General features: G+C 67.6%; 14 protein-coding genes. 5 read left to right on the forward strand and 9 right to left on the reverse strand.

What is annotated here, in order from left to right:
• The first annotated feature begins 118 nt into the window (after nucleotides 1-118).
• Nucleotides 119-355, forward strand: coding sequence for a hypothetical protein (locus tag BJF83_RS24065; RefSeq protein ID WP_262391828.1), 237 nt, complete (start codon nucleotides 119-121; stop codon nucleotides 353-355).
• A gap of 43 nt (nucleotides 356-398) precedes the next feature.
• Here the strand turns inward: BJF83_RS24065 and BJF83_RS24070 are convergent, their stop codons facing one another.
• A complete protein-coding gene (locus tag BJF83_RS24070; protein ID WP_262391829.1) occupies nucleotides 399-743 on the reverse strand; it encodes a DUF4265 domain-containing protein in 345 nt (114 codons plus the stop codon).
• A gap of 796 nt (nucleotides 744-1,539) precedes the next feature.
• Here BJF83_RS24070 and BJF83_RS24080 point away from each other — a divergent pair.
• A complete protein-coding gene (locus BJF83_RS24080; RefSeq protein WP_075928115.1) occupies nucleotides 1,540-4,575 on the forward strand; it encodes an AAA domain-containing protein in 3,036 nt (1,011 codons plus the stop codon).
• Nucleotides 4,576-4,677: 102 nt separating this feature from the next.
• Here the strand turns inward: BJF83_RS24080 and BJF83_RS24085 are convergent, their stop codons facing one another.
• The 6 genes from BJF83_RS24085 to BJF83_RS24110 form a co-directional block, all read right to left on the reverse strand.
• Entirely contained in the window at nucleotides 4,678-5,085 is a 408-nt protein-coding gene (locus BJF83_RS24085; RefSeq protein WP_143832068.1) for a hypothetical protein, read from the reverse strand.
• Nucleotides 5,086-5,282: 197 nt separating this feature from the next.
• Nucleotides 5,283-6,083: a DISARM system phospholipase D-like protein DrmC gene (gene drmC, locus BJF83_RS24090; RefSeq protein ID WP_075928117.1), complete on the reverse strand. Its 801-nt coding sequence runs from the start codon at nucleotides 6,081-6,083 to the stop codon at nucleotides 5,283-5,285.
• Nucleotides 6,080-7,954 carry a DUF1998 domain-containing protein gene (drmB, locus tag BJF83_RS24095; RefSeq protein ID WP_075928118.1) on the reverse strand — a complete coding sequence of 625 codons (1,875 nt, stop codon included), beginning with the start codon at nucleotides 7,952-7,954 and terminating at the stop codon, nucleotides 6,080-6,082. Before drmB ends, drmC begins: the two co-directional genes overlap by 4 nt.
• Nucleotides 7,951-11,352, reverse strand: coding sequence for a DISARM system helicase DrmA (gene drmA, locus BJF83_RS24100; protein ID WP_316042354.1), 3,402 nt, complete (start codon nucleotides 11,350-11,352; stop codon nucleotides 7,951-7,953). Before drmA ends, drmB begins: the two co-directional genes overlap by 4 nt.
• A gap of 532 nt (nucleotides 11,353-11,884) precedes the next feature.
• Nucleotides 11,885-12,235: a hypothetical protein gene (locus BJF83_RS24105; RefSeq protein WP_075928120.1), complete on the reverse strand. Its 351-nt coding sequence runs from the start codon at nucleotides 12,233-12,235 to the stop codon at nucleotides 11,885-11,887.
• A 105-nt stretch (nucleotides 12,236-12,340) separates the two neighbouring features.
• Nucleotides 12,341-12,886 (reverse strand): ATP-binding protein, encoded by a 546-nt coding sequence (locus BJF83_RS24110; protein WP_075928196.1) that lies wholly within the window; start codon nucleotides 12,884-12,886, stop codon nucleotides 12,341-12,343.
• Nucleotides 12,887-13,192: 306 nt separating this feature from the next.
• On the opposite strand from BJF83_RS24110, the gene BJF83_RS30725 reads away from it, so the two are divergent.
• The 3 genes from BJF83_RS30725 to BJF83_RS24120 are packed head-to-tail and all read left to right on the forward strand — an operon-like array spanning nucleotide 13,193 to nucleotide 14,143.
• A complete protein-coding gene (locus BJF83_RS30725) occupies nucleotides 13,193-13,444 on the forward strand; it encodes a helix-turn-helix transcriptional regulator (protein WP_316042348.1) in 252 nt (83 codons plus the stop codon).
• A gap of 32 nt (nucleotides 13,445-13,476) precedes the next feature.
• Nucleotides 13,477-13,911 carry a DUF5753 domain-containing protein gene (locus BJF83_RS30730; protein WP_316042355.1) on the forward strand — a complete coding sequence of 145 codons (435 nt, stop codon included), beginning with the start codon at nucleotides 13,477-13,479 and terminating at the stop codon, nucleotides 13,909-13,911.
• 58 nt (nucleotides 13,912-13,969) lie between these two features.
• Nucleotides 13,970-14,143 carry a DUF397 domain-containing protein gene (locus BJF83_RS24120; protein WP_262391831.1) on the forward strand — a complete coding sequence of 58 codons (174 nt, stop codon included), beginning with the start codon at nucleotides 13,970-13,972 and terminating at the stop codon, nucleotides 14,141-14,143.
• A 52-nt stretch (nucleotides 14,144-14,195) separates the two neighbouring features.
• Here BJF83_RS24120 and BJF83_RS24125 read toward each other — a convergent pair whose 3' ends face one another.
• A complete protein-coding gene (locus BJF83_RS24125) occupies nucleotides 14,196-17,858 on the reverse strand; it encodes a BREX-1 system adenine-specific DNA-methyltransferase PglX (RefSeq protein ID WP_262391832.1) in 3,663 nt (1,220 codons plus the stop codon).
• The gene (locus BJF83_RS30025; RefSeq protein WP_262391833.1) at nucleotides 17,840-18,313 is read right to left on the reverse strand and encodes a hypothetical protein; all 474 of its coding nucleotides are present in this window, start codon (nucleotides 18,311-18,313) and stop codon (nucleotides 17,840-17,842) included. Before BJF83_RS30025 ends, BJF83_RS24125 begins: the two co-directional genes overlap by 19 nt.
• Nucleotides 18,314-18,385 lie beyond the last annotated feature (72 nt).

An 18,385-nucleotide genomic window follows, 5' to 3' on the forward strand; every position in this document is an offset into this window, starting at 1 on the left:
GGACGATCTCCCAGAGCCCATCGGGCAACACGTCACTCACAGTCCGTGATCATGCCAGGCTCGGAGTCATCTCGCAGGACTTTTGAGATGAGCTCTTAGAGGAATCACCGTGAATACCATGCTCCGTGTCGACCCTCGGCAGCGGCGGCGTCTGGAAGAGATCATCCGCAACCTCGGGGACCGCATCGAGGAGGCCCGCGTCAACGGCTGGCTCGGAGAGGTCCAAGGACTCCAGACCAGCCTCGAAGCCGCCCGGAACAAGCTCTCCTCCCTGGACCGGCTGGCTCGGAACCGCATGCGCAACCGGACCTCGGTCGGCTTGGGCATGCCGATCATCCCCGGAGAAGAGCGATGACCGCCGCACTGCCCCACGTGCTGAAAGCAGCGCAGTGAGGGAGCTACTGGCTGCGCGACTCCCCGTCGCGCCATGCGTCGGTGGCACAGGCAACCTCGAAGTGCCACCACCCGTCCTCTCGGCCGCGAACGAGCAACGCCTTGAGTCCGTCAAGGTCTGCATCGGCGGGCACGGTGAAGGCGACCAACGGGAATTCCTCGCTGAAGACCTCACCGCCCAGGCCAAACGGCGACAGCAGCTCATGCACAGCCCGAGCGCTTCGCCCCAGCGGGCCGGAGGGAATGGGCAGGACCCGGATGGTGCAGTTACCCGACGCCTCCACCCGCTCCTTCGCCCAGTGGAGGCCGTCGGCGTCCGTCGCGAACCGCACGATCTCGCCCTCGGCCACCCCGTCCTGCAAGAAGGGACGCTCTCCACCCGGGCGGTATCGCAGCTCAGCCGCGTGGCCCACAACCCCTCAGTGTCATGCGGAAGCCAGCCTTCTCGCGGCACAAACCGGTACCACACCTTGATCCGACCGTTCTCAGCAGCGACGGGCTCGGATGGAGTCATGGAAGTCATGGTCCACATGATCGCGCACTCACCCTGAAGCATCGAACGCAAGTACGCCTGCTCTTAGTCCAGAAAAGGGCCTCCGCCAAGCCGGTGGGAGTGACGGTCCAGAACGACTGGGCCGCCTCACCGAAGTAGATGATCAGGTGGCAGTGCCGGGCCTGGACAGTGGCGGCTTGGGCGTGTTCGACGGCGAACTCGGATCTGTTGCCGCCCAGGCGGGGCAGGCGCTGGGCGCGGCGTGCCCGACAGGAGTTGTGGTCGCACACGGGAAGGGACTGCGCCGAAGGCGTCCGGTCCAAGGGACATGACCCGGGGGAAGCGTCCATGGGCAAGCTCCTGTGACGTCGCTCTCGGTGGGGCGGAAGGTGTGTCACAGGCCACGATCTCGTTACGGGCACCCAACTTCTCAGGTCAGTACACCCCTGCTGATGCGCGCAAGCTACAAACGGTCAGTCCTGACCTGGATTGCCCAGTCGCACCAATGAACGAGAGGCGATCCTGTCTGTTCTCAGGCATCGCGGGGGCGACCTTGGTCGACTCCCCGCACCAGGCGCCTCCGGAATGTCACCTTGCTGAGGCATACTCCTGAACGCCGGTTCCCTCAGTGCTGACGACGCCGAAAGGGCTCAGTGACTTCCCCGAGCACACTCCCCGAACCCGCCGACCAGTTCCTCACCGCCCTCGCCCACGAGGTCAGGGCCCAGTTGGCCGACGACGCCAACTCCAAGGAGAAGGTCGCCCTCAAGGACGGCGAACGCGTTCGAGTCGGCGACAGCGACCATCCCCACGAGTACCTGTTCTCCTGCACCCGTTGGAAGGACTCCTTCGACTCCGACCGGCTTCTGGTACGCCTTTCCCGGTCTCGCCGCCCCTGGCAGCACGCCGCGGCCACAGCCCACCCCGACGGGAAGATCCTCGTCACCACGGAGGCCGACCTCGGTGACCGCCCCGGAAACGTCCAGCTCCGCGACGACGAGACGCGGTCTCTGACCGCCCTCGCTGACCGGGTCCGGGATTGCGAGCAGCGCCCCGGGCCCGTGAACGTGGCAACCGCAGCCTGGATCCTCGGGGACGGTGATCCCTCGGTCGGGGTGCTGGCCAGCCCGCACCGATACATCAGCGGGTACCAGGACATGAAACTGAACGAACACCAGCGCCGTGCTGTGGAACAGGCCCTGGGCAGCGACATCACCTTCATCTGGGGCCCACCCGGTACCGGCAAGACCGCGGTGGTCTCCCTCATCGCCGAGGGCTCCTATCGCCTCGGTGAGCGGATCCTGTTCCTGGCCCCCACCCGGGTGGCCGTCGACCAGGCGCTGGAGCGGGTCTGCGAACAGTTGGAAGGTGAGGACGACTTCGACACCGGTCTGGTACAGCGCGCCGGGGACATCGAGGTCACCTCGCTCCGGGAACGGTTCGGTTCGATGATCGACCTGGAGATGATCGCCGGACGACTGGGCGTCGACCTATCCGCCCGGGCCGAGGAACTGGAGGAGACCCTCAAGGCCGCCGCGGCCCAGCGCCTCGCATACGAACGCCTCACCCAAGCCGAGGCGGAGTTGGGGAGCGGATGTTCCCTTGCGGGGGACCTCACCAACGAGATCTCCCGCCACCGAGCTCGAACCACCCGTGCCCAAAGGGAACTCGACCAGGTGGCCGCGAGCGCCAAGGCGATCGGCACACCCTCGGGACCGTTCGCCAAACGCAAGGCCGAGCGGCTGACCCGCCTGCTTGAGGAGCGGGACCGCCTGCGCAACAACCTCAAGGAGGACCAGTCACGGATCGACGACGCCGTCGCGCGCCTGGAGGACATCAACGCGACGATCACCGAACGTGTCCGGGAACGGGACTCCGCTCTGGAAGCCACCCGCGGCCTTCCTTCCGCTGAGGCCGTAGAGGCACTGATCAGCCAGGCCGAGGCGGAGCTCGCCGAAGTTCGGAAGGAGCTGGACGGACTGCTGGAGGCGGTCCGTTCACGGTGCCGGGTCATGGGCACGACCCTGTCGAAGGCTTTGCAGAGCCGCCGCCTCATGGACGAGGTGGATACCGTGATCATCGACGAGGCCGGCATGGTCGACCTTCCCTCCGCGTGGTGTGCGGCCGGGTTGGCCGACAAGCGTGTCATCGTCGCCGGGGACTTCCGGCAACTGCCCGCCATCACCCAGGCCTCGGGGTCCCGGGCCCTCCAGCCTGAGGAGCAAGAGCACTCCCGATACTGGATGGACCGAGACGTCTTCCACGCCGCGGGGCTGGTCGCCCCCTCCGGTCGGGTGAACGACGATCCCCGCCTGGTCGGCCTGAACACGCAGTACCGTATGCGCCCCGACATCTGTGCCGTGGTCAACCAGGTCGCCTACCGTGACGCTCCCCTGGCCACCGGGCGCTCGGACCAGTCCCGGCTACCGCACTCACCGCTGGTGGACCGACCGGTGGTTCTGGTAGACACCTCCGACAGCCGTGTCCATGTCGGCGGCGCGGGTCGGCACAAGTCCAACCCGGTACACGAGGCCGTCATCCACGAGCTGGTGCGTGGGCTGCAGTACGACGGGATCCTGCCCGGACGCAAGCACGACGGTCCCGTCTCAGCAGACCAGCGCATGGCGGTCATCTCTCCCTATCGTGACCAGGTCAAGCACCTGCGCAGCAGCCTGAAGTACCGGTTCGGCCAGGAGTACGAGGGGCTGGCTGACACCGTGCACCGGTTCCAGGGCAGTCAGCGGCCCGTGGTCATCGTGGACACCGTGGCCGGTGCCGGGGACACACCGGGCTTCTTCTACAGCGGCACGGGGATGTCCTCGTCTACGGCCCGGCTACTCAACGTGGCACTGAGCCGGGCCCAGGACCACCTCGTGGTCGTCGCTGACGTCGAGTACCTGCGCGAACACCTGCGTCCGGGCAGCGAGACCGTCATCATGCTCGACACCCTGGAGGAGTCGGCCCAGCGGATCCCCGCCCAGGAACTGGTTCCCGTCCGTAGCGCTGGCGATCTCGTCGGCCTCAGCGAGGAGGAGCTGCGCCGTCCCGCCTTCTTCCCCGCCGACGAGGTGACCAGGGCCTTGGAGTGGGACCTGGCCCGGGCCAACGAGAGCATCGAGATCTACTGCGCCTTCCTCAACAAGGGCCCCGTCGAACGCTGGCTCAAGCACCTGGCCCCGCGTATTGCCCAAGGGGTGCGAGTCACCGTGTTCACCCGACCGATCGGTGACAACCAGGACAAGAACGCCGAACGGCACGAGGCGCAGATCCGGCGCCTGCAAGAACAGGGGTGCGAGGTACGCCCCCGCGAGCGGATGCACGAGAAGGTCGTGGTGCTGGACGGCACGGTGCTCTGGCACGGTTCCCTGAACCTGTTGTCGAGCAACGGGCCCACCGACCTGATGATGAGGTTGACCGACCCCGATGCCTGCGATCGGGTCCGGCACATCGTGGAACGGGCCCGCCGGGACCAACCGCTGCAACACGTCCGTCAGGCCCAGAGCGAGCAAGTGGCCCCCGCGGACGCCCCCGGTATCGGCGAGGTGGTGGGCGACCGCCTGTACCTCAAGGTCCCCTTCGGCGAGAAGGACGTGGCCAAGCGCGAGGTCAGTGCCCGGTGGGACAGAGAGGCCCGCCTGTGGTGGGTAAGCCCGGACACTCCGCGGGAGAAACTCACCCGCTGGCTGTGACAGCCCTACCCCGCCGCCCGCGCCCTCTCGGGGCGCGGGCGTGGCTACCAGGGGCCGGTGGCGCGGTCGAGTACCGGTTTCACCCGTCCTGTGATCGGCCTGCTACCCATACTCTCGGCGGCTCCACCGGCGCACCGCCCACCCTGGCGCAAGGGTGGCGCCGAGTTGGAGCAGGTGCATTTCCAGTGCTCCCGTGGCCGCTTGAAGGGTGGAGCGGCTGGGGTGGTCCTCGTCCCAGACAAGTGAGATGTCCTCGCGCACGGTCTGAAACACCGCGGCGAAGTCCTGCCACGACCACGCCTCGGTCATGGCCGCCCATCGACGGGCCTGGAGTTCAACGGAAGGGAATTCCTTCTCCTTCAGCTCCGGATGGACGGGTTCGGGCTGGGGTTCCCTCACCGGGGGTGCCGGAGCCGGTTCGATGACCTCGTTCCGGACAGGGGCGGTCCGCGCGGGCTGCGCGGACCGCATTTCCCTGATCCGGGCCGGACCGGTCTCCATGGGGTGCATGTCCAAGACCGTTCAGAAGAATTCCGGATCTGGCCTTGTCAAGGAACCACGTTCCTTGCCCCGAGAATCCCGGCACGACCGTACAGCCCGTCCTCAGCACGCGCAGGTGTGAAACCTGCAAGCCGAAATCAACGGAAAACCCGAGCCGCGGATCACCAGTAGCCGGACCACGGTCCGGAGAGACGGAGAAAGATCGGTCAGACGCGTTCCAGGGGGCCATCAGGCCCCATGAGCGCACGGAAGTGGCTCACCAGTCGCTTGACCTGGGACGGGTCGCGGACCAGGACACCCACTTCGACGTTGTGGTGCAGGGCGTGCCCGGTGAGGTTGGCGCTACCCACCAATGCCTTGCTGGTGTCAGCGGCCACCAGCTTGGCGTGCATGGACGCCTTGCCGTTGGCACCACGGCGCGCCTCGGGCCATCGCCACAGCCGGACCTGATCGGTCATGTGTGTGAAGGGGGTCGTGAACGCCTTCAGCGCCCCGGTCCTCTCCTCCAGCAGCACGTCCACCACCACTCCGCGTTCGGCCGCCGCGGTCAGCTCCTCCACCATCCGGGTCGAGGGGTGGTGGGCGTAGCTCACCACCAGCAGCCGCTTGCGCGCCGAATGGATCACCTCTTCCAGTGCGGCGCCAGTGGTGCGCGCGGCGCTCTTGTGCAGTGCGGAGCCACCGGACGGGCCGGTCGCCACGACGCTGGAACGGCGTTGGTCGGCCCGCTCCACAGCGGCGGCCGCACCGAGCAGGGCCAGGCCCAGGGCCTCACCGCTCAGGTGGGGCCGGCGGTGCCAGAGCCGGGCCAGGTCGGCGGCGTGGTGGCCCATACCCGCCACCGGGTGGGCGTCGAGCAGCACATGCTCCACCTGCCCGGGATCGGTGCACTGCACCAAGACAGAGGCCCATCGCCGAGCGACGGTGGGGTTCAGCCGTCCGGCGAGTTTTGCCAACTCCAGGGCCCAGCGTTCACGTTCCGTCTCCTTCGCGGGGTCCGGGGTCACCGGAAGTACCCGAGCCCGGCGGGCAGGTCCTGGGAGATGGTGTCGACCAGCAGGGTGCGGTCCAGGTAGTGGTTGTTGCGCTCGCAGGAGGTCTCGGAGGCGAACAGGCACACGTGGCAGGCGGCCCCGTGCAGGCGGGCGTGGTCGTCGGGGTCGTGTTCGGCGCACAGGGGGTCGGAGCTGCACAGGCGGGCGGCATCCAGGGCGTGGTCGATGAGCAGTCCCAGCCGGTCCGGGTCGGCGCCGAGGGCGACGAGCCCGCCGAGGGTGCCCTCGCTGTCAGGAGCGGCGGTGTAGAGCAGGATGCCCGCCATGGCGTCGGATCCGCCGCGCGCGTACACCTTCTCGGCGATCCCGGAAGCGCTGTACCCGGCTTCCAGAGAGAGTTCGCGGATGAGGCAGTGGGCGAGCGAGTGCAGCAGCGCGTAGCGCATCCCCGGCCAGTCCGCGGGCGGCAGATTACGGGCCTGGCGCCAGCGTTCATGGCCGCCGGTGAGCTGCTTCTCCCGCTCCTTGACGGCCGGGGCCGACTCCCACGCGGCCAGGGGTTCCTCGGCGAAGCGCAGGAAGATCCCCTCGCCCCGCTGCTCGGCGCAGGGCACCCACTCCGGGGCTTTGGCGGACAGCGGGGCGATGCGGTTGTCGTCGGTGGTGACCACGTCGAACTCGGGGGCGTCCACCCGGGTGAAGCCGTACAGGGCGCTGACCACGCGCAGTCGGGGCACCAGCACCACCTCCGCCAGGCGCTCGCGGTGGTTCTTCGCCACCCTGCCCACGTGCTTGGTGGTGAAGTCGGGCAGGTCCACGTCCTTGGGCTGGGTGAAGGCCTCCCATTCGGGTCCGGCCAGGTCCACCTCCTCGTCCTCGCTCGGCGGCGCCGTGTCATCCGACTGCGCGTCGGCCGCTTGGGCCTGGACTTCGTCCCATACCGCGTCGAAGCCGAACTCGTCGAGGTCGGCCCAGAAGACCATCTGCCGGATCGTGTGCTCCACCTGCTCCTTCGGCAGAACCGCCAACGCCCCGAGCGTGGTCATGTGCTCGGCGACGGCGTCCTTGAGCGCGGTGTCGCCCTGCGGCAGACTGAAGACCCGCATCTGGGTGGGGAACCAACTGTTGGTGGCGCCCAGCACCATGGTGCGGGGTTCCTGGTCGCAGGACTCGAACGCGGCCAGGTGGGGGTGACGGCCGCGGCAGCGGGGCAGGTTCACCGCGTTCTCGGGGCCGAACGCCTCACCCATCGAACGGCCGCCGCCCTGGTTCGGGTCGTCGTTGCATCCCTCGCAGATCACCAGGACGCTGGCGGCCTCGCCCGTGGTGCCCTGCTCGACCAGTTTGAGGGTGTGTTCCCCCGTTTCCGGGACCTGGCCGCGGTGGGCGAAGTACACCCAGGGGAAGTCGTCCAGGTGCCCGGCTTCGCAGGCCATGACGAACCGGGCGGGGACGGCCGCAGGACGTCTGTTGCCCTCACCCCGGCAGCCGTGCACGTAGCGGGTCCGGTCCGGGCTGTAGGGGGTGGAGATCAGGTCGAAGGCGCCCGAGTCCGCGGAGGACAGCCGGTGGCATTTGGTGCAGCGCAGCCAACGGGGGAAGGCGGACACGGGCACCCCGATCTTGGCCCATTCGTCGAAGACGTTGGCGGTGGAGGGCACCCAGGGAGGGCTGCGCAGCTCCTTGACCTGGGGTCCGAGTTTGCGTCGGACCGCGTCCAGGAGCCGGTCCTCCTGCAGGGGTGCGGCGTGGGCGCTCTTCCAGGCGTCGAGCCCGCGCACCACCACGGACAGGTTCGGCAGGTCGACGAGAGCGCCGATACCGAAGGTGTGCAGGAGCTGGCTGGTGCGCAGCTCACCGACACGGATGGGATCGTTGTTCATCGCAGGGCCCCGTTCTGGTCGTCACCGGCACCGTTGTGGGCCTGGAAAGGATGTTGGCTGTCCTCGCCCAGGCTGTCCTGGGGGTCGAGGACCAGACGGATCCCCGGTTCCACCTCGCGCAGGGAGGTCGGGCAGGTGGTGGTGGCCCAACGGCCGTCCTCGGGGTGCCGGATCAGCCCAACGTCCTCCTTCTTGCTCCTGGTGTAGCCCAGGGTGAAGCTCTCCAGGGTCTGTAGGCCGCGTTTGTCGTTCCACAGGTCGAACCGGCGGTCGACCTCCTCTTCGATCGCACGGATCGTGGCCTTGTCACCGGTGACGTCACGGGCCCGTCGTTTGACCTCGGCCGCCAGGTGGTCGGCGGTGCGCCCGGTGCGGTCGAAGTGGCCGGCCCCGGCGTTCGGGTTGAGGAGAGGGTCGTAGCCGCGGACCATGGCGATGAGCAGCCCGGTCAGGCCCCGGTCGATGGCCCGGGCCGCGAAGGGGGTGACCGACAGCGCCTCCACGTGCCGGTACAGGTTCGCGTGGAAGTCGGCGAACTGTTCGTAGTGCGACAGGTCCCGGGGGCGCGCCCAGTTGTAGACGGTGAAGACGATGCCGGGGTGTCGGCGTCCGACCCGGCTGGTGGCCTGGATGTACTCGGCGGTGGACTTGGGCTGGCCGTTGACGACCATGGCGCCCAACCGGGAGACGTCCACGCCCACGGCGATCATGTTGGTGGCCAGCAGCACGTCCAGCGGCTGCGGCCCCTTCGCCTCCTGCTTGCCCTTTCCCGTGCCCTTGCTGGCAGCGGCGTTCAGGGCGGCCTGTTCGACGGCATCGGGGAAGGCGACCCCGAGGCGGTCGAGGATGTAGGGGATGTCGTCGGAGTTGCGCCGGGAGGTGAGCTCCTCCACCCAGGGGGCGCGCCGCCGGGCCAGGCCGCGCTGGTCGGCGCGGCTGAGCCTGGTCGCGACGTCGTCGTCGACCAGGCGGCGCATCCCGCCCAGGTCGCGCAGGCTGTTGAAGTAGCCGACCAGGGTCATGTACGGGTCGGTGATCTCGTTGTGGCCGTACTTCAGGTGCAGTTTCTGGGCGGCGGCAAGGACGGCGACGTAGACCCGGATCTGGGTCGACTTGATCCGCACCCCGTGGGCGCACAGCCCCACGTAGCGGCGCCCGTCGGCGGTGTGGGCAGTGTGGGCGGCGGTGTGGCCGTCGCTCCGCCCTGGCACGAGGACGTCGCCGGGGTGGACGGGGCGCTGCCGGGAGAAGAACGTGTCCGGGGCGTCCAGGCCCTGGGGCGGGAAGATCCGGGTCTCGCCGCGGGCGAAGAGCATTCCGATCTGTTCCTTGGCGCGGCGCACGGTGGCTGTGGAGGCGATGACCTTGGGCCGTACCTTGTGGCGGGTCTTGCTGCCCGGAGCTGTGTGCTCCCAGCCGGCGAGCAGGTCCACGGCGGTTTCGTACAGCCCCACCAGAGAGCCGAGCGGGCCGGTGATCAGGTGCAGCTCGTCCTGGACGATGAGGTCGGGCGGCCGGACGGCGGACGCGGGACCGACCTTGGCGATGGGCAGGTTGACGCCCTTGGACACGGCCTTGTGCTGGAGGGAGCCCTCGCACACCTTGTCGTGCATCTGGCCGGCCAGGTACCCGTGCCGGGTGCAGTGCCGAGAGGCCCGACCGAACAGGCTCTGGGCCTCCCCCTTCCAGGTGAGCTGGGCGAACTTGTCCACGGTGGCGATGACGAGCGAGGGGACGAGCCGGTAGATCTCCTCGTCCACCACGAGCACCGGCAGCCCCTCGCCGTCGCTGAGGTAGTCGCCGAAGGGGCACTCCAGGTCGGGGCAGATGATCCGGGTGCGCCGGGCCTGGCCCTCGGTCTCGATGTGCTTGCCGGGTTCGATGGTCGATCCGCACCAGGGGCAGCTCGTGAGCTGGTGCGGGGAGCCCTGACCGCCGCCGCCCCGGTTGGCCCGCTTCTCCCGGACCCAGTCCTGGGCGCCGTCGAAGGTGTTGGGGGTGACTCGGCCACCGACCCACAGGCCCAACCGGAACGGCACCGCGCCCCAGCGGTCCTCGTCCTGGCGGCGCTCCACCTCGCAGGCGCAGATGAGCGCGGCGGCCCGCTGGAACTGCTGAATGGTGAGCAGCCGGAGAGTGTAGCGCATCAGGACGGCCACACCGGTGTCGGAGCGCGGGGCGTTGCCGCCCTGGGCCGCGTCCCCGTGCTGGAGGCGGCGGACGGCCAGGGTGTAGGCGGTCAGACCGAGGTAGGCCTCGGTCTTGCCGCCACCGGTGGGGAACCACAGCAGGTCGGCGACACGCTTGCCGCCAGGCCCGGTCCCGGAGCGTTCGGGGTGGGCGGGGTCGGTCAGGGAGGGCAGGTTCAGCAGCAGGAACGCCAGCTGGAAGGGGCGCCAGCTCCGGTTCTTCGGAATGTCGGCCCCGTGCACCCGGGTGTCGATGGCGATCTTGCCGTCCCCGTCGGCGGCGATGCCCTGCACCCGCTGGCGGTGCATGGCCCGGTTCGCGAAGCGGAACGCGGCGAGCGCGGCCGGGTCGGATTCGAGCAGGTCGATGGCGGCGGCGATCCGGTTCGCGGCGTGTTCGGCCTCGTCCATGTTGGCTTTGGCCTGGCGCCGGAAGTCGCTGCCGTCGTGCCGCAGCCGGGATTCGGGGGCGTCGATGCGTTCCCGCTGCCGCTCGATCCAGGCCCGGTAGCCGTTGACCAGCGGGTCCAGCGAAGACCGGAGGTCGACGGCGTCCTCGCCTTCCTGCCCGAGGAGCGACATGTCGACCACGAGGTCGGCCAGCTCGGGCAGGTCCTCGTCCTTGTCGGCGCTGGGCACGTCGGTGTGCCGCAGTTCGTGTCCGGGGGTGGCGTTGGTGGCGACCCTGACCGCGCGCATAGGGTCGTCCGCGGCGGTCCGGACATCCACCGCGACGCTGTGGCCGACCGCGAACTGGGCGTGGAACCGGTGGGTCATCGCCAGGTTGCGCTGTTCGTCGCGGTCCCGCTGGTCACCGCCGGAGAAGTTCTCCGGCCGGGGGACGAACACCGGGCCGGCGCCGTCGGCGGCGGTCAGCGAGAGTTCGGCCTGGAAGAGCCACAGGTGCTGTTCCTTGCTCTTGCCCTGCTGGGCGTTGACGAGGAAGACGGTGACCAGTCGGCGGCCCTCGTAGGTGCGGACCCGTCCGCGCAGCAGCACCCCGGGCTGTTCCGGGTCGAGTTCGATCGGGCCCAGGTGGCCGTCCTTCTCCGGCAGGCCGAGGGTGACGTCGGCGGTGTGCGGGAACCGGCGGTAGAAGCGGGCGCGGCCTCGGGGGCCTTCACCTTGTCGTAGTGCGCCCAGGAGGCGTGGGCGTGCAGCTCGGTGGTGTCGGGTTCGACGCAGACGGTGAAGCCGTGGGCGCTGCAGAACATGCTGGCGGCCGCGGGCACGTCCGCCCCGGGGTCGGTGCTGTCGGCCTCCCCGATCCCCGCGGAGTCCTCGACGCCGGACTCGGCGAGGGTGTCCTGCTCACCGGGTTCGATGACCGCGCCGTTGGGGGCGAGCCTGCCGAGGATGTAGCGGTCGGTCACCCGCTCGGAGGTGGGGAACTCCTCGTGTTCGTCACCCCCGATGGGGCCGTGGAGGTCACGGATGACGAGGTCTTCGAGTTCGGCACGGATTTCGCGGGGTGTGGGGGCGTGCAGCACCGTGTGGTCGGCCATGCACACAGGCTAGAGGAGCCCGGTGACGGGCGAACAGCGGAGTTGGGACTTGGTACCAGCCCGTGGGTCGGTGACGCTTCCATCCCGCGTGGTCTTGCTACCGGGGGCGAGTTCGGCGCCTTGGGTTTCGGTGGCTCCGCGCCCCCGGTAGCAAGACCACGCCCGTCCCAGGGGCTCCGTTGCCGGCGCGGTTGGCGGGAGCGCTGGAACGGAGCCCCGGTGTCGGCCTGCGCGGGTCAGAGGCGGGGGTGGCCGACCCGGGCGTGTGCCCACAGGTGGGCAAGGAGGTCGTCCCAGTTCCTCGCCTCGTACAGGCCGGTGGAGGAGGCCACCCAGAACGACTGCGTGCTCTCCCCGAACCACACGATCTGGCGCGGGTGCCGGGCCTGGACCTGCGCGGCCCTGTGGTGTTCGAGGGCGAACTCGGCGCGGTGCCCGCCCAGGCGGGGCAGGGCCTGGGCCCGGCAGGAACGGCAGGTGCGGTGGGTGCAGGAGGGACAGGCCGGTCCGGGCACGGCAGGGGTCCGGTACGGGTTGTTCGAACGGGAGTCCAGCGGACGGCGGGGCGCGGGGATAGGATGCGTCATCGATCCTGCTTTCTTACATAAGCGACTGTGGAATTCAGGGTTTGCGGGGCTCAGGGGACGTGGCTGCGTCGTCCTGAGCCCTCTCTCATCTGCGGAGAGTTCGGGTCAGAGCCGGGACCAGGGGGTGCCGTCCAGGTCCCGCGCGAGGAAGAACCAGACGTTGCGCGCCTCGGGCAGCCCGTTGTCACCCCAGGCGGTCGCGAGGGCATCGACCATCGCCAGCCCGCGTCCGGCTTCGGCGTCCGGGTCCAGCCCGTCCGGGTCCGGGGAGAACCGACCGGCCCCGATCGGGGCCACGCTGCCCCGGTCGCGGCAGGTCAGGTGCATCCCCTGCGCGGAGCGGCGGACCTGGAGGTCGTAGAAACCGCCGGGCAGACCGGACCGGGAGTGCCGGATGGCGTTGTTGGCCAGCTCGGACCCCAGGAGGGTGAAGAGGTACCGGTAGTCAGCGGTGCAATCGGCCGCACAGGTGTCCAGGAACAGTCGGGTCAGCGGCATCAGGTCCGGGATGCCGGGGAAGCTGTAGTCGCGCTGCCGGAAGTGGGGGCGGTCGGTGCGCCCGGAGAAGTAGTGGGAGTGGTAGGGCTGGATGAAGCTGGTCAGCGGGACGGTGACCTCGCTCCGGACGACATCGGGGGCGGAAACGGGCATGACGAACACACTCCTTGGCATGGCTGTACATGAGTCGGGGTCGTGCTGGGAACCCGTTGGAGGAGTCTCACGGATGCCGTGATGCGCGGAACGGGCAAGGCGTAGCCTGACCGGCATGAACTCTCTGCAATGAATCGGTCACTGACTACACCTCCATAGTGCTACCGGAAATCTCTGCTTGTCAATCGAAAACTGGGATTTCCGGAAGACTCTGACTAGGCTGGCCCCATGCAACGCCCGCACAGCCCCACCATCCGCCTCCGGCGGCTCGGCTTCGAGCTACGCCACCTGCGAGAACAACACAAGTTGACCCTTGAGGAAGCTTCCAAGAGGTCAGGGGTCCCCCGGACTACGCTCAGCAAGATCGAGACCGCTGAATCACGCCGCACCCGTGCACGTGACCTCGACGCGCTCGCCGACCTGTACCAGGTCAGCGAAGAAACGCGCGAAGCGTTCCACCAGCTCTACCGAGAATCCAAAGAGAAGGGCTGGTGGTACCGGTACAAGGAGCTCTTCGGCACGACTGGCCTACCAGCCTTCGAGGTTGAGGCGTCCTGATCCGAACCTACGAAGCACAGGTCATCCCCGGTCTGCTTCAGACCCCTGAGTACACACGCGCAGTCTTCACCGGCACCAACGCCTACGCCGATGCCGAGATCCAGCGCCATGTAGATGCCCGGATGGAGCGGCAGAGCATCCTGGCACGCCTCTACCCTCCGGAGTACGCAGCCATCATCGACGAAGCCGCTCTACGACGACCAGCAGGCACGGTCGAGGTGATGAAGGAGCAACTGCGACATCTCGCACACATGGCCACACGGCAACACATCTCAGTGCACATCCTGCCCTTCTCAGCAGGCATGCACGCAGCGAACCTCGGCGGCTTTCAGATCATGGAGTTCGCCGACCCGGCAGATCCCACCGTTTGCTTCGCCGAAGTCCCTACAGCTGGCCTCTTCCTGGAAGAAGAAGCGAGGTTCGTCGATACGACGCGATCTGGCGCGAGGCGCACAACGCAGCGATGACAGTATCTCAGAGCATAAGCTTCATCGAAGAAGCAATCACACCTCTAGAGGGCAAACCGTGACCGATCTGGACTTCCGTAAGAGCAGCTACAGCGGGGCTGGGCAGAACTGTGTCGAGGTCGCCGACCTCCCGCGTGGGGCAGCCATCCGAGACTCGAAGCACCCCGACGCCGGACACCTGCCCTTCCCCCAGAGCGAGTGGACGGGGTTCCTCTCCGTCGTGCTCAAGTAGCCCACCCCTCGAAGCCTGGCCCGGGAGCGATCCCCGTGCCAGCTTCGGCATCTCAGAAGAGAGTGCCCTCCGGAAGGAACAGGCCGTCCTGCATCACTGGTGTAGCGTCCTTCTTCGCCTCAGTCTTCTTCCGAGACTTCTTCTTCGGTGGCCAGATCCCCTTGCGCTCTTCTTCCGCATGCCGATCGAAGTTCAGTTGGAGCAGCCGATCCAAGATCTCTACGCGAGCGACCGGGCTCACCGTCCAGCGCACGCCTTGATCAGTCTCATGGTGACCATGCTGCAGGTCGAGATCGCTCCATCCGTACGCCTCCTTGACCGCCTCATCGATCTCAACATGAATCTCACGAATTCGATCGATGTCCAGATCACCTTGCAGGTCAGGATCATGGACCAAGTTGTAGAGTTTGGTCAGTCCAAATCCTCGGCGCAGCATGATCTCACTACGCTCCCGGTCGAGGGTCTCCCCCACCTCGTCCATACATTCCATTGACCGGGGAAAGGGCAGGGTTTCAAACACATCTGTCGGAGTATACCGAAGATCACCCTTCATACTCGATGCCCAAGCAACCGCCCAAACATAGTGGATTCCACTACTCAACAGGGTCAAGTTTGAATAATTCCCATCCGCAAAAACAGCCAACATATGCGAGAACACCTGACCGCCAGGAACCAAGCAGGGCATAACCGTCTTGCTCGTAAGAGCAAGGACCAACACCCTATCGAGGCCGCAGACAGCCTCCTGCATATTTAGCTGCTTCTCACCAAACTGCCACCAGAAGTCCCGGTAGATCTTTCGGTTGTTTTTTGCACGAATAGGCTTGACATCACGCTCGACCACTTCAAATAGATCAGTAAAGTCTCGGGCTTCCTCTTCAGATCGCACGCCAAAGTTGATCACCCAGCGACTAGCAGAACCATCAGAACGGGAGTTAAGATCTTTTCCAACCAGATATGGAAAGAGCACTTCTCGATTCTTAGAATTATGACGGATCAGCGCCCGCGCGTCGTCAGGGTCCAACAAGAACCCATCACCTAGGACATAGGATCCAATAAAAGACTTCTCCGCGTTAGCCACCAGCTTCCATGGGTTTCCTGTCACCCTCGAACGCGGGTCCAGCGACGGAGTAATCCCGGGGACAGGGATCTCGCTCAGGATCGCCTGTTCTTCCTCACCGGCGTGCCCAGCCCAGACCAAGGACACGTGGACACTCGCATTTCCCGGCCACAGCTGGCTCTTCACCGCTCGATAGATCTGCCAACCCTCCCGTTCGACCATCTGGTCAAGACCCACCTCCCGACTATCGCCCTGGGCAATGGAGTTAGTGGCGATGATTCCGGTCCGCCCAGCAGGGGCGAGTTCAAGGTTGCGCAACAGGAAATAAGAGCAAAGATCAGCATGACCTCGCTTCCCTGAGGCGATATCCACCACCAGATACTCGCGCACGTCAGATCCGAGATTTCCACTTAGACGCTTGCCACCCATGAACGGCGGATTCCCCACCACCGCATCGAACCCACCGTTCCCCATCACCTCGGGGAACTCGATGGCCCAGTGCATAGGCTTGATCGGCTGGTCCCTGTCCCCCCGCAACCAGTCACGGATCTTGGACTTGGTCGCCTCTTCCTTGTAGAAGTCGTACGCACCCTCGTCCAACAACTCCAGGAACTCATCCGACAGGAAGGTCAGCAGCCGGTTGTACGCGTCCTGCCAGTTGTACTTCTTGTCCTCCGCGTCCTGGAGCTTCTTCTCGTAATCCTCCAGGTCGAGTTCCGCGTACCGCTCGGCCGCCAACGCCGCCGCGACCACACCGTCGCACGCCAACCGCAACTGCGTGAGCCGCGCGTCGGCCTCCGCGTTCAGCTTCTCCTTCTGCCGCACTTCCTCCGGGTCGTTCACCGGGGGCAGCGACTCGATCTCCCGTCGCAATGCGGTGACCTCGCCCAGCACCCGGTCGATGTACTCGCCCACGTCGCCCGAGAGGCGAGCGTTGATGGACCGCCCTTCCTCCGGGTCGGTGTGGAAGGCCCGCACCTGTTCCTCGTTCACCAACCCGACCAGGGAGTCCCCGCTCTTCAGCGCGTGGTCCAGGAAGCTGAACGGCTTGTCCCTGGCCAGGGTCTCCAGCCACATCGACAGCTTCGCCAGCTCCACCGCCATGTCGTCGCGGTCCACCCCGTAGACGCACGAGGCCGCCACCCGGCGCTTGGCGTACAGCCTCACGTCTTCGAGCTCGACGGAGCCCTCACCCTGCTCCTTTCCCTGCCCCTCCCCAGGTTCCCCACTGGCCTCCCCGCCACCCCGGCGCAGCTCCTCCGGAAGCCCGTCCCGCTGCCAGGCCTCGACCACCCGCTCCCCCAGGTACCGGGTCGCCGCCACCAGGAACGCCCCGCTCCCCGCCGCGGGGTCGACCACCTTGAGCTTCAGCAGCTCTCCCGCGGGCTTGACCCGCCACTCCCCCTCCGGCGCACCGTCAGCCGGCCCCGGCTGGTACACCAGCGGTTCCAGGGTGTACCGCACCACCTTCTCCGCCAGCTCACGCGGGGTGTAGTGCGTCCCGGTCCTCCTGCGCTCCCCCACCTGTGTGAAGACCACCGACCGGTCCGGGAACACCGTCGGATCGTCACGCAGGTCGGTCCGGAGCAGCCCCCAGAAGGGCAGGGTCCGCTCGGTCAGCTCCGCGTCGCTGTCCCAGGCCGAGTGCAGCCTCGAACGTTCCTCCGGTCCGGGCTCCGCCGCCAGCATCTTCTTGAGCTGGGTCCGCGTCGCCTTGGTCCTATCCTGCAACCAGTCGAGGAAGGCCTCCTCCCCCTCCGAGTAGGCTTCCTCCACCTCCCGCAGCGGCAGCTCCGGCTCCAGCTTTCCCCTGAGCCCCACGTACGGGCCCTGGGTCTTGCGGACGGAGAACTCCAACAGGCCCTCGTACACGTGGCCGATGTCCTCCACCCCCAGACCCTTGTACGAGATCCGGGTCGGGGTGCCCTTCCTGGTCTTGGGCTTGAGCATGACCAGAGCGTCGAGGATCTCGAACACCACCCGGTCGGCGACGGCGAAGCCCGCCAGCCACTCATACGTCCGCGGGTCGAAGAGCGATCCCCCGTACGGCGGCAACCGCAGGTCCGGGTGCTCCGAGCCCTTGTGGATCCCGTTGAACAGGGCGAGCAACCGGGGCCAGGCGGCGGCCCTGCGATCCACGACCTCCTCGCCCAGCCGGTCCCGGTCGGCGGTGAGCTGGTCGTGCAGGCGGCTGACCGAGTAGTGGTCGGCGTACAGGTCGTCGGTCGGCAGCAGCCGCTGCTCCTCCGCGTACAGCAGGAACACCAGCCGCATGAGGACGGTCAGCGCGCCCTTGTAGATCTCCCGCTCACCCACGTGCTCCAGGAACCGGCCGCCGGACTCCCGGTCCAGCCGGGCGATCTCGGCGACGAGCAGCTCCACCGCGCGCAGGACCTGGTTGCCCAGGTCCTCGGTGAGGTCGCTCTGCTTGTCGAAGGTCCGCTCGAACAGCGCCGCCGCCGCGTTGGTGAGCTCTCCGTTCCTGTCCCGGGCGGGCAGCCGTACCCGCTGGCTCTCCAGCAGCGCCGCGAACGCCTGGAGCAGCAGGGGTTCCTCGCCCCACAGGTCCGCGTCGAAGACCCCCACCGAGGTGGGCTTTCCGGGAAGCGCGTGCACCAGCGCCCAGTACTGGCCGTCGGTCACCAGCGCCAGCGGCACCCCGGACTCGCGGCAGCGGGCGGCAGCGGTCTCCACCGGAGAGGGACGCTGCCCTGGGACCGGGCGGGTTCGGTGCCCAGGGCCAGCCGGTAGAAGTGCAGGCGTTCCTCGCGCCCGCTCGGCCCGGGGCCGAAGAGCGCGAACTCGGGGGCTACCCGCGCGCCCTCCGCCGTCGGCTGCGCACGCTGCCCCTCGTCCCAGCCGAGGAGTTCGCCGAGCACCAGCTCAATCCACGCGGGAACCAGGGCACCGGTGCGTTCCCGGTCGAGCTCGTGCCACCCCTGCCGCAGGGTTCGGCGCACCTCGGTCTCGACCGCGGGCAGGCCGTCGGGAAAGGCTTCGAGCAGGACCTCCGCGGAGAGGAAGGGCCCGTCGGGTGAGAGGAGCCCCAGCCACTCGGTGTGCTGTTCGGCGGGTCGGATCGAGGGCGCGCGACGTCGGCGAGGTCCAGGCATGCCTTGAGGTTATCGGCCACCCGCGGTCCAGCCACAGCCCTCCTGAACGCCCCCTGCCCCGTGATCTCGCTA

Source organism: Nocardiopsis sp. CNR-923 (assembly GCF_001942255.1).
Taxonomy (GTDB): Bacteria; Actinomycetota; Actinomycetes; order Streptosporangiales; family Streptosporangiaceae; genus Nocardiopsis.

Coding starts and splice junctions, on each gene's coding strand:
- BJF83_RS24065 (WP_262391828.1), top strand. CDS start 119: ATGCTCCGTGTCGACCCTCGGCAGCGGCGGCGTCTGGAAGAGATCATC.
- BJF83_RS24085 (WP_143832068.1), bottom strand. CDS start 5,085: ATGCACCCCATGGAGACCGGTCCGGCCCGGATCAGGGAAATGCGGTCC.
- drmB (WP_075928118.1), bottom strand. CDS start 7,954: ATGAACAACGATCCCATCCGTGTCGGTGAGCTGCGCACCAGCCAGCTC.
- BJF83_RS24105 (WP_075928120.1), bottom strand. CDS start 12,235: ATGACGCATCCTATCCCCGCGCCCCGCCGTCCGCTGGACTCCCGTTCG.
- BJF83_RS24110 (WP_075928196.1), bottom strand. CDS start 12,886: ATGCCCGTTTCCGCCCCCGATGTCGTCCGGAGCGAGGTCACCGTCCCG.
- BJF83_RS30025 (WP_262391833.1), bottom strand. CDS start 18,313: ATGCCTGGACCTCGCCGACGTCGCGCGCCCTCGATCCGACCCGCCGAA.